A 12,722-nucleotide genomic window follows, 5' to 3' on the forward strand; every position below is an offset into this window, starting at 1 on the left:
TGAATCCTTCGGCCGCTTGCGGCACAAGGGGTCACGCCGGTTCATTCACGCGCATGCACATTTCTGTAGCTGCGTCACAACGCATGGTTAACCCACCGCTGCAGACGATGGCCGCAACCACCGCATTCCGCGAGTGGCACTGGAGATACCGCAATGGGCCAGCACAATCAGAACCAGCAGAACCAGCAGAACCAGAAGCAGCAGGATCAGCAGGATCAGCAGGATCAGCAGGGGCGCGGTCGCGATCAGCAGCAGCAACAGCAGCAGGACCAGCAGCAGCGCGGCCAGCGCAACCAGCAGCAGGGCGGGCAGGACGAGGAAGAGTGACCCTCGCGTCCCTGTCCAGCATCGCCTGAAGCCCCGCCTTGTGCGGGGCTTCTCATTCCAGTGTGCCGATCCGCTCCAGCACGGGCGCCGCCGACATGTCGTTGGGATTGGTACCCGGTACGCCCTGCGGTACGTCCATGCCCATGCTGCGGTAGAGGTCGATCCAATGCCGGGCGATCTTCCCGGTCTGCGGATTGCGGAAGTTCATCGGCTGCAGCGCGAATACATGGTGGGCACGGAAGGCACGTTCGATGAAGTCCGAGCAGTAGTAGCTGTCATCGTTCGGCACGTAGGAGGCGTTGTAGGGCCTTCCAAGCAGGGTACGCGCGGTGGCGACGGCGTCGCCGATGGCAGCGTTGTGCGGTGCGCGCAGGCGGTAGACCACGATCTGCCGCAGCCGGGCGCGCGCCTCCTGCTGGAACGTAGCCAACGTCTGCCGGCGCGAGCCCTTCTCGTCCGCATGCAGCACTTCCCAGCCCTGCGTCGTGGCGGCCACCAGACCCACATGATCGAAACCGGGATGAGCCTGCGTACCGGTCGCGTCATCGATGGCAGCGCTCAGGCCACTTTGCCCTGCGGTGACGAACAGCAGGTCGCCCTCCTGGAGATCCACGGCCGTCGCCGCGGCAGCGGGCAACAACAGGGCGAAGAACAGCAGGATGCGGCGCATGGAGGGTCCGGCAACGGGAGGGAGCGCCATTGTAGGTTCCTGCACGGCACACGGCCCGTTCAGCCCCGCCGATGCGGTACGGCGCGTACCTCCCAGCCCAATTCCGCATCCCGCAGCTCGCCCGCGGGTACATCTCCCATCAGCACCTGCAATCCCCGTGCGTTGGGCAGGTCCTTCTGTTCGGGGAACCAGCGCCGGTCGGCGGCAACGACGATCAGCAGGCCTTCGTCATCGCCCATCGGTGCGAACTGGGCCGAGGGCGCGCTGATCGGTTGCAGGCCGAAGCGCCCGGCGGCCTGCAGGCGCACCGAATCGACATCGTGGCTGGGCAGACCGACTTCGCTCAGGCAGGTCATCTCACTGCCATGGAAGGCGCCCTCCTGCGGACTGCACGGAAGCCGGCGCCGGCCGATCAGCTCCAGGATCAGTCCATCCGGGCCGGTGAAGTACACAGACTGCGATTGCCAGCTGCTTTCCAGCGCGAAGTAGTCCAGTCCTGCCGGGTTGCGCTGCAGCGGCGTACGCTCGCGCAGCCAGGTCATGGCGGCCGCGAAACGGTTGTCCGGCACGTTGAAGGCCAGGTGCACGCCGCCGACCGCGACGTCATCGGCCAGCCGCAGCTCGATCGTGCTCCAGCCGATGCGGATGCGGTTGCCGCTGACCGGCAGCTGCAACACATCGCGGAAATAGGCCGCCACCCCGGTGACGTCGGATACCGGCAGGGTGAGATGCAACAGACGCATGGTCTCTCCGCCTCGATGCGTGCGCTGACAGTGTAGCGGCACGGGTCTTCGCGCGGCGTCTTCATCCGTGCAACCGGGCGTCGCGAAGCGCTATGGTCGCGGCTTCAGGGCGGCCTCGAAGAACCGCTGCGCCTCCGCCACGGTGCGTGCATGCGTCTGCGCTCTTGGCGTCTGGCTGCTGCACAGGGCGGGCAGTCGCTGCTGGCCCAGCGGCGTGCATTCGGACAGGAAGTCGTAGTGGCCGACCCCGGGCAGGACATCCAGTCTCGCCTCCGTGATGGACGCCTTGGCGACCTCCGCGTTGGTGGCTGCAGGAGCGACCGTGTCCGCCGCGCCCTGGATGATCGACACCGGTTGCCGCAGCGCCTGCAACTGCTGGGGCGGGAACGCCTGCATGATCGCCGGTGCCATCAGGAACACGGCGCGCACACCCGGGACCGGGCGGGCATCATCGGCGTGGGCCATCCACGGCGCCAGATCCGCCGCCGCCGCCGCGGCCTTGCGAGCCTCCAGGGTGTGCGACGGCGCCTCGCTCTGGGGCTGGCACACACCGTCATCCGGATGGGCTTCGCAGAAATCACGCAACCGCCGCAGGTCCGGTCGCGCCCCCGCCGCCAGCAGGGCCGTGTAGCCTCCGGCCGAGAAGCCCATTACACCGATCCGCTGCGCATCCACGTGCGGCCCCAGCTTGGGATCGGCCTGCACGGCGGCCAATGCGGCGCGCAGATCATCCGCACGCAGCCAGCTCAGCATGCTGCCCTGCAGGGTCAATTCATCCACGCCGTTGTTGCCGGGATGGTCGACGGCGATCACCAGATAACCAGCGCGCGCCAACGCGGTGCCCAGCCAGCCCATCATGCGGGCGCTGCCGCCGTTGCCATGCGAGAGCAGCAAGGTCGGCAGGCGGCCACCGGCAATGGCGGCCTCCGGCGCCGCCTGGCCCACCACGAACAACGGTGCATCGGGCGGACCGATACGCAGTGGCACTTCGCTGCTGCCCGCCATAGCCGGATACCAGACGGTGTAGCGAAGCGTATCGCGCTGCTGCGCGTCGCGTACCGCAGCGCTGGCCACGGTGGTCACCGCCTGGTGTTCGCCGGCCAGGCCACTGCCGGGGACGCCGGCGAGCGACGCGGGGGCAATCAGGACCAGGCCCAGCAGCAGGTGCATCAAGCGCATCGCACGACTCCTTTCAGTGTGTTGCATTCATCAGGGGTGGGGGTCCACGGGCAGCCAGATCTCCACACCGCCATTGCCGCTGTGCTCGTCGAAGCGGGCGTCGTAGCGTTCCAGGTCCGGCGCCGCGGCAAGACTCAATCCGGAGGTGGGCAGATAGTGATCCAGCAACCAGAACCAGGTGGCGCGGATGGACGAGATGTGGCCGTCATGCCAGGCCACCAGATAGCGGCGCGCGGGAATCTGCAGGCGCTGCCAATGTGCTGGAATCGAGGTCAGCGCGGCGCTGGGCAATGCGGCCAAGTAGGTGAATCCGCCGTCGTCATCGCTGTCGTGGCATACACCAAAACTGACCGGTGCGGGTTTGGGCCACTCCCGGTTGAGCTGCGCCCATTGGCCAGGGATGGCGCCACTGCTGTGGCGGGTGTGGCGCATGCCGATTCCGGCCACCTGGAACGAAGGCGTGTCGAGCAGGCGCGGTGCCACGCTGCAGGCGGTGGGAATGTCGTCCACGCGCGCCGCCTGCACCAGGTCCAGATCCGCAGTGCCGGACTCGCGCACCCGTTCAGGGGTCTGCCCGAACTGCTCGCAGAAGGCACGGGTGAACGCGGCATGCGTGGAATAACCGGCGTCCATCGCCACCGGCAGGATTTCGTCGGCACCGTCGGCCAGCCGCTGCGCCGCCATGCTCAAGCGGCGGCCGCGCAGGTAGCGCATCACCGACGTGCCGGTGCGCGCGTGGAACAGACGCGACAGATGGAAGGGCGACAGGCCAGCGGCAGCCGCGATATCGGCCAACGCCAGCGGACGGCCCGCATGGGTTTCGATGTACCACAACGCCTTGCCTGCCGCGCTCATCCCGCCATCCCCGCTGCACTGTCCGGCACAGTAGCGGATCGGCTGCCGCTGCGCTTAGCAGTTCTTGCGCAGTGGATGGCTGACATGGGGAGAGAACCGGGCCGCCGGTCGACTCCGGCAAAGTCCCCGGCCGGCCGGGAGAGCCGGCCCGCCGGGGATACCACACAACGCTTTACCGCCTTACTTGGTTTCTTCCCACTGCACGACGTCGGGCTCGGCGGCGCGGATGCCGGCGGTCGACAGCAGTCGTGTGGTCGCGTCCAGTGCGGCGTTCACCGATGGGTACTCGACGATCGCACGGCCGGAGGCCTTGGACACCTTCACCACGGTGCCGCCGGTGGCCGTTGCCGCGCGCTGTGCGGAGGCCGCATCGGTGAAGAAGACCTTTACCCGGGAGGTGGCCACCACCGGCGCGCCGTCGCTGGAAACGGCGGCGGCGAACTTGCCGGCACCAGCATCCAGACGTGCAGCGGCACCGGTGCTGCTGGCGTCGGAGGAGCGCTTGCTGCGGGTACCGGTGGCGGGCGCCGGTGCGTCGGTCGAGGGCGTGATGCGGAACTCACCGCCCTTGGCCTGCTGCACGGTAGCCGACGGCGCCAGCTGGAAGCGGGTCGCGCCCACGTTGAACGCGCGGCCCGTGGCCCTGGCCTTCAGTTCCTGTGCGTCCACGGCAGACAGGCTCCGGGCTGTGGGGGCCTGGGTCGAGCTCTGCGCCCAGGCGGTAGAGGAGATCGCCGCGACGGCGAGGGTGGTCAGCAGAATTGTCGTCTTCATCATCAGTGCCCCAGAACGCGGATCTTGAAGAATTCGAGGCTGCCGCGCGACGCTGCGTTCGCGGACTGCCCCATGTCGGTCACTTCCAGGGTCCAGGTGCCGTTGCCGGTCTCATCCAGGAAGGCGTTGCTGGACAGCAGGTCCCAACTGGTGAAGTTGCGCTGGATCGCCACGGAACCCGACAGGCCGGAGCCGATCGAGGTGAACGCCGGTTGCACCACGCTGCGCGTACCGCTGGGTGAAACCAGCACGAACTGCAGCTGGCGGGTGTTGCTGTGATTCACCCGAAAGCCCAGCTGCACCGATTCGACGTTGCGTGCGACATTGGCCAGCTGCACCGTCAGCCGCGCTGCCGCAGCGGAGGTGTTGCCGATGGCGACCCGGCGCGTGGTGTTGCGCCATCCGCTGTCCACCAACGGCCCCAGAGACTGGAAGTTCTCTGCGACCTCCACCGCGCGCGCCGCGTTGACCACGCCGAAGCCGTACCAGTTGCTGTAGGCCCGGTTTGCAGCGTTGACGGTCCAGCCCGGCACCAGCGTGCGTCCATCGGCGAGTGTCACGGCAGGCTGGTTGGGATGGTTGCGGGTCGCCGTGGTGGCCAGGATGTACTTCACGTCGCGGTACGTCAGGTTCGGATTGGTTTCCAGCACCAGCGCCGCGACGCCCGACACCATCGGCGCCGAGGCCGAAGTGCCGTTCATCTTGGCGGTGTAATTGCAGGTGCTGTCGACAGCGGACTGATTGCCGTCCAGTGTGTTGCGCAGGCTCGTGTTCTTGTTGCTGCCCTGCGCGCAGCCGGTGACATCGGTGGTGACGATGGCCGGATCGTAGCGGACGGCAGGCTGGCCCGGGACGACCTGCCGCTGCCAGCCGTACTCGCCACCGAATGCGGACACCCACAGCGCGGCACCGGTGGACGAATAGGACGAACGCACGCCGTCGGCGCGCACCGCACCCACGGTGATCACATTGAACAGATTGTTGCGGGGGTCGCGGCCGGCAGGCACGCAGCCGGTGCCGCGGTTCTTGGTGTCGGTGGTGCAGACATCCTGCGTCTGGCTGATCGATGCGTTGTTGAAGTTGTTGCCGGCGGACTTCACGTAGATGCCGCCGCTGCCGCCGCGCGTGCCGGACAGCGCCTGCTCGTACGCGCGGATATCGTTCTCGCTGAACGCGAACGGCAGGTTCGGGTTGCCCGGGCCTGCGCCCCAGCTGTTGTTGAACACCTGCACGTCGGCGGCCTCGGCGCCGTCCCACCACGAGTACTCGATGTTGGCCGTCTGGCTGCCGCTTGCATCGGAGGCCAGTACGTTGAAGCCCTTCAGCGTGGCCGCCGGGGCGACGCCGCGCACGCCCACGCCGTTGGCGCCCACCGCGCCGGCAATGCCGCCGACCATGGTGCCGTGATTGTCCACATCCGGAGCGGAGGGGGAGGGGTTGTTGGAGTTGTTGGCAAAGTTCTTGCCCGCCACGGCTGCCACATTGGCGGCCAGGTCCGGGTGGGCGATCTGCAGGCCGTCGTCGACGATGCCGATTATCACTCCTTCGCCGCGGATGCCATTGCGGAACAGCCCATCCACGTTCAGATCATTGCCGGCAACCGGGCGCGTGTCGCCCTGTACCGCTTGCCCGGTGTTGAGCAGATGCCATTGGATGCCGGCCAGCGGATCGGCCTGCTGGGCCTGGGCGGTCACGGCCAAACTGCCCAGTACCAGGGCAGTGGCCAGGGCCAGCCGCGCGGAGCGCGGTGGCGCGGAGTGGTGCGTGTGTCGCTTCATACACGAATCCTTCTGTTGTGAATCGGCCTGGCAGGACGGCGGGACGGAATTGCCCCATCGCAACGAGCCAAACGCGACACAACCGAGAACCCCCTACCTCTTCGCGGCAGCAATCTGCAGATGTGCCGATTGCGTCACAAACACTTATGTCTCGCGGTAATGACGACTGCGTATTCCTGTTGTAAGGCCGAGCCTGGCCTCGCCGCAGAACCGAAGGCTCATCGCGCGCCTTCACCACCGACTGTGTTACCAAGGCCCGTGCACTTCCCCGCAATGGAGCAGGACGATGGTCAATCCGCTAGCCCAGGCCCATCGTGGCCTTGGCACGACGCTGTTCAGCCTGTTGAACCCGATCCCGTTCGGCTTCTTCGTCGGCGCCCTCATCTTCGATGCCATCTACCTCAACTCTGCCGAGGTGATGTGGGGCAAATCCGCGGCGTGGCTGATCACGTTCGGCCTGCTCATCGCCATCGTGCCGCGACTGATCAACCTGTTCGCCGTCTGGCGACGGGGCAACACTGCTACGCGCATCGACCGCCTCGATTTCCTGCTCAATCTGGTGGCGGTCGCCCTGGCCATCTGGAACGCCTTCGTGCACAGCCGTGATGCGTATGCGGTGGCCGTTCCCGGCACGATCCTGTCGGCGCTGACCGTTGCACTGATCGGTCTTGGCCATGTCCTGTTGTCACTGCAGCCGCCGGTGCTGCAAGGAGGCCGTCATGGTTGATCGCATCGTGCCTGCTGCAGGCGGGCTGGCCCTGGCCGCAATCCTGTCGGCGTGTGCCGGCAAAGCCGAATATCACCCCAGCGAACAATCCGGTGCGCATCCGCCGCTGCCGGCGCCGGAGAACTACCTGATGCCGCCCATGCAGGTACCGCGCGGGGTGGGCTGGGCCGATGGGCAGGCGCCGTCGGTGGCCGACGGACTGAAGATCGAGCGCATCGCTGCCAACCTGCAGCACCCGCGCCGCCTGCTGACCCTGCCCAATGGCGATGTGCTGGTGGTGGAAGGCAACGGTCCGGGCACCGAGCCGGTCACCACCCCCAAGCAATGGATTGCCGGCAAGGTGAAGGCGCGCTCGGGCAAGGCCGGCAAGGGAGGCAACCGGGTCACGCTGCTGCGGCGCGCGCCCGGCACTGCCACATGGACCCAGCACGTCTACATCGAGGGCCTGCATTCGCCATTCGGCATCGCCCTGATCGGCGACACGCTGTACGTCGCCAACACCGACAACATCATGAAGTACCAGTACGTGCCCGGCGAAACGCGCATGTCCGACAAGGGCAGCGAATTCACCGACCTCCCCAGCACCGTCAACCACCACTGGACCAAGGATCTGCTGGCCAGCCGCGATGGCAGCAAGCTGTACGTGGGCGTGGGCTCCAACAGCAACATCACCGAAAACGGCCTGGCCATCGAGTACCGGCGCGCGGTGGTGCTGGAGGTGGACGTGGCGACCAGCGGCAGCCGCATCTATGCCTCCGGCCTGCGCAACCCCACCGGCCTGGACTGGGAACCCAGCACCGGCAGGCTGTGGGCAGTGGTGAACGAACGTGACGAGATCGGCGCCGATCTGGTGCCGGACTATCTCACCTCGGTACAGGAACATGGTTTCTACGGCTGGCCGTACAGCTACTACGGCCAGCATGTGGACGAGCGTGTGCAGCCGCAGCGGCCGGATCTGGTGGCCAAAGCGATCCGCCCGGACTACGCCATCGGTTCGCACGTGGCACCGTTGGGGCTGCTGTTCTATACCGGCCAGGCACTGCCGGCGAAGTACCACGGCGGCGCCTTCATCGGCGAACATGGCAGCTGGGACCGCTCTCCGCTGAGCGGCTATGAAGTGGTGTATGTGCCATTCAAGGATGGCAGGCCGACGGGACGTCCGCAGACCGTGGTCAGTGGCTTTGCCTCGGAGGACGAGAAGACATTGAGGGGCGCACCGGTGGGCATGGCCATCGACAGCGAGGGCGCCCTCCTGGTGGCCGACGACGTCGGCGATGTGGTGTGGCGTGTGTCGGCCAGGTAGCTCTGTAGCGTCGCGCCATGCTCGACTGCTTTGGATCCGGCTTTGGTAGAGCCGAGCCCATGCTCGGCTTACGCGCGCAGCGCGGGGTTTCCGCGTACGGGCCGAAGCGCAGCCGAGCGTGGGCTCGGCTCTACAGTTCCGTGGTACCGCTGCGGAACCCGCTGAACACCGATTCCGCTGCAAACCCGACGCCGCCCAGCAGCACGCCGAAGTACGCGACCGTGGCGACCAGGAAGGCATAGCCGGCTGCCACCGCCGCGCCATCACGCTGGATGAAGCCGATGGCGAAGGACATCAGGGCAAGTGCCGGCAGCGTGTTGCTGAAGGGAATCGGCCCGGCCGGCGCCATCAGCAGCAGCGTGGCCACGATCAGGGCCAGGTTGTTCAGGCGCATCATCTTCTTCGAGCGCACCATCACCGCCAGCCGCATCGGTCGCGACAGGCGCTCCATGCGGTGCACCCACTTCAGTGCGCGGCCAAGGTTGGCCTTCAGCTTGTCGGTGGCGATCTCGCGACGGGCCAGCTTCTGGGGCACCCACAGCGGGCGGTTGCGCACCCGGCTCAGGCCGATCAGCAGGATCGAGGCACCGAATACGGTACTCAGCCCGGGAATCGACACCGGAATGATGAAGATGGCCGAGAGCAGGATCACGATCAGCAGCAGGCCTTCATCGCCCAGCGCGCCGAGCAAGGTGCCGACGCTGACCTGGTCACCGGGCAGCTCGTCGATCATCTGCTCGATCTGCTGGGCCAAGGGGGCGCTGTCGTTGGTTTCGGGGGCACGGTAGGTCATGCGTCGCAAGCTTCTCCAGGGAAGGGCGGTCAACGGGCCGTCCTGCGGTGTGGGACGCACAGGCTCTGGGAGTATCCCGGCCAACGTGGGCAAAGAGGTGAACCGGGCATGAGGGGGTAAACTGGCGTGCCCCGCATGAGTTGAACGCAATGGACATGGGCCGCAGGCAATCGACCGTCGAACTGGTCGCCATCGACATGGATGGCACCCTGCTGGATCCCACCCACGCGCTCACCGCACGCGCCAAGCAGGCTATCGCGGAGGCGCGCGCGCTGGGCGTGCACATCGTGCTGACCAGCGGCCGCCCGGTCCCCGGCCTGGCGCCGTTCCTGCACGAACTGGGCATCGATGGCAACGACGACTACTGCATCGCCTGCAACGGCGGCCTGGTGCAGCGCATCGGCACGCGTGAAACGGTGGTCGAGTACCCGCTCAGCTTTGACGATTTCCTGTTCTGCGAGCAGGTGGCGCGCGAACTGGGCGTGCACTTCCAGGCGCTGGACAGCCAGCGCATGTACACGCCCAACCAGGACATCAGCCATTACACGGTGGCCGACTCGCACCTCTCGCGCATGCCGCTGTCGTACCGCCGAGTGGCCGACATGGATCCCACCATGTCCTTCATCAAGCTGATGATGATTGATGAGCCGGAGGTACTGGATGCGGCCATTGCGCGGTTGCCCAGTGAGCTGACCGAGCGTTTCGCGGTGCTGAAGAGCGCACCGTTCTTCCTGGAGGTGTTCGATCATCGTGCAGGCAAGGGCCCCAGCCTGCAGAAACTGGCGGAGCACCTGGGGATCGACCGTGCCAACGTCATGGCCATCGGCGATCAGGAGAACGACCTGACCATGCTGCAGTACGCCGGCACCAGCGTGGCGATGGGCAACGCGATCGATGCGGTGAAGGCCGTGGCGCGCTTCGAGACCACCACCAATGCCGACGAGGGCGTGGCGCGCGCGATCGAGCGCTTCGTGCTGCGGTAGGGTCCGGGGCGGTAGGCCGTCTCCTGCGTCGACGCAAGGTTCACACAATGTTGCCGCGTCATGCTTCCTGGCATGGCCCAGTCCGATTCCGCCCAACCACCGATCCGTCCGGGCGTCCGAGCATGCCCGCGACCCGCGCCCTGCGCTGTGCCCGGGGTCGATCTCGACGCCGAATATCAGTTCTGGCAGGTCTATGAGCGTCTTGTCCGCCCCCTACCCGGCGGGGGCCTGCGGCGGGCCTGGCTGGTTCTGCAGGCGGTCTACCGCACCCGCCTGCGATTTCCTGCGGACACCCAGGAAGTCGCGCTCGCGCGGGTCATGTTCGGCAGCAATACCACTGCCGAGCGTTCGGCCGAACTGCAGGACCTCTACGGTCTCGTCAGTCGCCGTCTGGCAGCCGTCGCTGCCCGGGGCAGAGGTGCCTCGCGCAGCGGGGCAGGCGATCGCGCGAGGACCGGACCCCGCTGATGGCCCGCGGCATCCGGCGAAGACATCCAGCCCGGCGTGATACTCGGTGGTACTGACCTGGAACAGGCCCAGCAGTGAGTGGAACAGGTTGTCATGGCTGAACACCCGCGTAGCCGCATCGCGGCGCAGGCACGCAGGATCCAGTTCTGCATGGGAGGCGAACTGCGCGGAGAACCACATGATCATGGGCACCTGGGTCTGCTCCTGTGGCGCGATGAGGTAGGGCGTTCCATGCAGGTACAGGCCGTGCTCGCCGAGTGACTCACCGTGGTCGGAAACGTAGATCAGGGCCACATCGCGGTCGTCCGAGTAGGACTGCAGCAGGTCGATCGCACTGCCGAGCATGCGATCGGTATAGACAAGCGTGTTGTCATACGTGTTGACCAGCGCTTCATTGCTGCACTTCTGGATCTGGTTGCTGTCGCAGGTTGGACTGAAGAGACGGGCGTCTGCGGGGTATCGCTGGAAGTAGGTGGGGCCATGGCTGCCCAGCGGGTGCAGAACGACGAGGCCGTCGCCCTGCATGGCTTCGATGCGCGATGACAGCCCGTGAAGGAGGATTTCGTCAAGGCACGTGCCATCGTCGTTGGTACACAGGCTGTCGACCTTCAACTGTCCCATGTAATCCGTCGGCACCCGCGCACACACGCCCTTGCAGCCGCCATTGTTGTTGTCACGCCAGACCACGTCGACACCGGTCTTCCTCAGGATGTCGAGGACGTTCTCCTGCGACGCGGCCCTCTCCGCATCGAACCGTGTGCGCGGCATGGATGAGAACATGCACGGCAGGGAGATCGCGGTGGCGGTCCCACAGGACGATACGCTCTGGAAGCTGATGACGTTGTCCTTGCGCGACAGCATCGGGTTGGTGGGTCTGTCGTAGCCGTTGAGCTGGAAATTCCGGGATCGGGCGGTCTCCCCTACGACGAGGATCACCAGCCGGGGTCGGGGGCCCTGTGCACGCACGGCGTCGTCGGCCAAGGTGCGCAGCGGCTGGAGACGGGCGCGGTGGCTGCTGCCGAGATGGCCATAGGTGTGCCGCACGATGTTCAGTGGCAGTACCTGTTCCCTCAGATAGCGGTTGTTCCGCAGCAGCGATGAATAGTCCTTGTAGAAGCCCAACGCAATGGTGACGAGCACCATCATCGTGGCAAGAACGTTTGCCAGCCACACCAGGGAGGATCGCAGCGGACGGCCGTGATTGCCCGTCCGCATGAGCAGCAGGATGCATGAGGGCAGCACGCCCAGCAGGAGGACGGACAGCACCAGCGGGAGCGAGAAGTAGGAAGCCATCTCGGCCTGATTGGTCTCCAGCACGTTCTGCACCATGCTTCTGTCGATCAGTACGCCGTAATGCAGCATGAAGTAGCTGGCGGCGCTGCTGACGATCAGCAGCAGCGCCAGAAGCGGCTTGCGCAGCAAGGGCAGCATCCCGACGGGTGTCAGCAGGAGGTTGAACAGGCAGAACAGCAGCAATGGCAACGAGCCGATGAACAGTGCGCTGCGAAAGCCATGGATCTCCACGATGGACCACAGGCTCTTCCAGAGGGCCATGTTGCCCGCCGTTGCGAAGAACGCGGCCGAGAGCCAGACAAGCGTTACCGGATGTGGCCGATGCCACGTGAAGCAATCGCGCACGTGCAGATCCTGCGGAGCCAGAGAGGCGCGCAGTATCTGGACGCGTTCATCAGGAAGTTGTCAGCTGCGGATGCGGACCCAGCAGGATCACCGCCCATACCAGCGCGACCATCACAAGCACCACGGTCTGCGCAGCGCTGCCCATGTCCTTGGCGTTCTTTGACAGGGGGTGGTACTCGAGCGAGATGCGATCGACCACCGCCTCGATGGCCGAGTTGAGCAGTTCAACCACGAGGCTCAGCAGGCTGACGGCCAGCATCACGGCACGCTCCACCGCGCTGATGTCCAGCACACAGGCGATCGTCATGAGCAGGCCGTGCAGGACAAGCAGCTGGCGGAATGCTGCCTCCCCGCGGAATGTGGCGATGAAACCGTCGCGTGAGTGAATCAGTGTGTGCAGGATGCGTCGGAATCCGGTTCTGCCGTGTCGGTACTTGCCGTCACCCTGCGGTGCGTGCTGCTGCTGCATTGTTGACCTGCCTCT

General features: G+C 66.2%; 13 protein-coding genes. 4 read left to right on the forward strand and 9 right to left on the reverse strand.

Features of this window, described 5'->3' with window-relative positions:
* Positions 1-153 precede the first annotated feature (153 nt).
* Positions 154-327, forward strand: a complete 174-nt coding sequence (locus tag N5J29_RS02715; RefSeq protein ID WP_279924092.1) for a hypothetical protein — start codon at positions 154-156, stop codon at positions 325-327.
* Between the two features lie 52 nt (positions 328-379).
* Here N5J29_RS02715 and N5J29_RS02720 read toward each other — a convergent pair whose 3' ends face one another.
* The 6 genes from N5J29_RS02720 to N5J29_RS02745 form a co-directional block, all read right to left on the reverse strand.
* Positions 380-997: a YiiX/YebB-like N1pC/P60 family cysteine hydrolase gene (locus tag N5J29_RS02720; RefSeq protein WP_111187230.1), complete on the reverse strand. Its 618-nt coding sequence runs from the start codon at positions 995-997 to the stop codon at positions 380-382.
* A 59-nt stretch (positions 998-1,056) separates the two neighbouring features.
* Positions 1,057-1,740: a VOC family protein gene (locus N5J29_RS02725; RefSeq protein ID WP_111187231.1), complete on the reverse strand. Its 684-nt coding sequence runs from the start codon at positions 1,738-1,740 to the stop codon at positions 1,057-1,059.
* Between the two features lie 90 nt (positions 1,741-1,830).
* Complete coding sequence (locus N5J29_RS02730; protein WP_111187232.1) at positions 1,831-2,919, reverse strand: alpha/beta fold hydrolase; 1,089 nt, start codon at positions 2,917-2,919, stop codon at positions 1,831-1,833.
* A gap of 30 nt (positions 2,920-2,949) precedes the next feature.
* On the reverse strand, positions 2,950-3,774 hold the full coding sequence (locus N5J29_RS02735) for an AraC family transcriptional regulator (RefSeq protein ID WP_111187233.1): 825 nt from the start codon (positions 3,772-3,774) through the stop codon (positions 2,950-2,952).
* Between the two features lie 180 nt (positions 3,775-3,954).
* Positions 3,955-4,551, reverse strand: a complete 597-nt coding sequence (locus N5J29_RS02740; protein WP_111187234.1) for a DNA breaking-rejoining protein — start codon at positions 4,549-4,551, stop codon at positions 3,955-3,957.
* On the reverse strand, positions 4,551-6,326 hold the full coding sequence (locus N5J29_RS02745; RefSeq protein WP_065181491.1) for a S8 family serine peptidase: 1,776 nt from the start codon (positions 6,324-6,326) through the stop codon (positions 4,551-4,553). Before N5J29_RS02745 ends, N5J29_RS02740 begins: the two co-directional genes overlap by 1 nt.
* Before the next feature lie 286 nt (positions 6,327-6,612).
* On the opposite strand from N5J29_RS02745, the gene N5J29_RS02750 reads away from it, so the two are divergent.
* Both N5J29_RS02750 and N5J29_RS02755 read left to right on the forward strand, forming a co-directional pair.
* Positions 6,613-7,053: a DUF2231 domain-containing protein gene (locus N5J29_RS02750; protein ID WP_053518153.1), complete on the forward strand. Its 441-nt coding sequence runs from the start codon at positions 6,613-6,615 to the stop codon at positions 7,051-7,053.
* Positions 7,046-8,356: a sorbosone dehydrogenase family protein gene (locus N5J29_RS02755; RefSeq protein WP_164150534.1), complete on the forward strand. Its 1,311-nt coding sequence runs from the start codon at positions 7,046-7,048 to the stop codon at positions 8,354-8,356. Before N5J29_RS02750 ends, N5J29_RS02755 begins: the two co-directional genes overlap by 8 nt.
* Positions 8,357-8,486: 130 nt before the next feature.
* Here the strand turns inward: N5J29_RS02755 and N5J29_RS02760 are convergent, their stop codons facing one another.
* Positions 8,487-9,149 (reverse strand): exopolysaccharide biosynthesis protein, encoded by a 663-nt coding sequence (locus N5J29_RS02760; RefSeq protein ID WP_164150536.1) that lies wholly within the window; start codon positions 9,147-9,149, stop codon positions 8,487-8,489.
* Between the two features lie 149 nt (positions 9,150-9,298).
* On the opposite strand from N5J29_RS02760, the gene yidA reads away from it, so the two are divergent.
* On the forward strand, positions 9,299-10,132 hold the full coding sequence (gene yidA / locus N5J29_RS02765; RefSeq protein ID WP_164150538.1) for a sugar-phosphatase: 834 nt from the start codon (positions 9,299-9,301) through the stop codon (positions 10,130-10,132).
* A gap of 213 nt (positions 10,133-10,345) precedes the next feature.
* Here the strand turns inward: yidA and N5J29_RS02770 are convergent, their stop codons facing one another.
* Both N5J29_RS02770 and N5J29_RS02775 read right to left on the reverse strand, forming a co-directional pair.
* Complete coding sequence (locus tag N5J29_RS02770; RefSeq protein WP_164150540.1) at positions 10,346-12,238, reverse strand: phosphoethanolamine--lipid A transferase; 1,893 nt, start codon at positions 12,236-12,238, stop codon at positions 10,346-10,348.
* A 49-nt stretch (positions 12,239-12,287) separates the two neighbouring features.
* Positions 12,288-12,707, reverse strand: coding sequence for a diacylglycerol kinase (locus tag N5J29_RS02775; RefSeq protein ID WP_164150542.1), 420 nt, complete (start codon positions 12,705-12,707; stop codon positions 12,288-12,290).
* Positions 12,708-12,722 lie beyond the last annotated feature (15 nt).

It is taken from the genome of Stenotrophomonas sp. GD03680 (genome assembly GCF_029844625.1).
Classification (GTDB): Bacteria; Pseudomonadota; Gammaproteobacteria; order Xanthomonadales; family Xanthomonadaceae; genus Stenotrophomonas; species Stenotrophomonas maltophilia_P.

What these genes read in the sequence shown, in the direction of transcription:
- N5J29_RS02715 (WP_279924092.1), top strand. Translation starts at nt 154, where the DNA reads ATGGGCCAGCACAATCAGAACCAGCAGAACCAGCAGAACCAGAAGCAG.
- N5J29_RS02720 (WP_111187230.1), bottom strand. Translation starts at nt 997, where the DNA reads ATGCGCCGCATCCTGCTGTTCTTCGCCCTGTTGTTGCCCGCTGCCGCG.
- N5J29_RS02725 (WP_111187231.1), bottom strand. Translation starts at nt 1,740, where the DNA reads ATGCGTCTGTTGCATCTCACCCTGCCGGTATCCGACGTCACCGGGGTG.
- N5J29_RS02730 (WP_111187232.1), bottom strand. Translation starts at nt 2,919, where the DNA reads ATGCGCTTGATGCACCTGCTGCTGGGCCTGGTCCTGATTGCCCCCGCG.
- N5J29_RS02735 (WP_111187233.1), bottom strand. Translation starts at nt 3,774, where the DNA reads ATGAGCGCGGCAGGCAAGGCGTTGTGGTACATCGAAACCCATGCGGGC.
- N5J29_RS02740 (WP_111187234.1), bottom strand. Translation starts at nt 4,551, where the DNA reads ATGATGAAGACGACAATTCTGCTGACCACCCTCGCCGTCGCGGCGATC.
- N5J29_RS02745 (WP_065181491.1), bottom strand. Translation starts at nt 6,326, where the DNA reads ATGAAGCGACACACGCACCACTCCGCGCCACCGCGCTCCGCGCGGCTG.
- N5J29_RS02750 (WP_053518153.1), top strand. Translation starts at nt 6,613, where the DNA reads ATGGTCAATCCGCTAGCCCAGGCCCATCGTGGCCTTGGCACGACGCTG.
- N5J29_RS02755 (WP_164150534.1), top strand. Translation starts at nt 7,046, where the DNA reads ATGGTTGATCGCATCGTGCCTGCTGCAGGCGGGCTGGCCCTGGCCGCA.
- N5J29_RS02760 (WP_164150536.1), bottom strand. Translation starts at nt 9,149, where the DNA reads ATGACCTACCGTGCCCCCGAAACCAACGACAGCGCCCCCTTGGCCCAG.
- yidA (WP_164150538.1), top strand. Translation starts at nt 9,299, where the DNA reads ATGGACATGGGCCGCAGGCAATCGACCGTCGAACTGGTCGCCATCGAC.
- N5J29_RS02775 (WP_164150542.1), bottom strand. Translation starts at nt 12,707, where the DNA reads ATGCAGCAGCAGCACGCACCGCAGGGTGACGGCAAGTACCGACACGGC.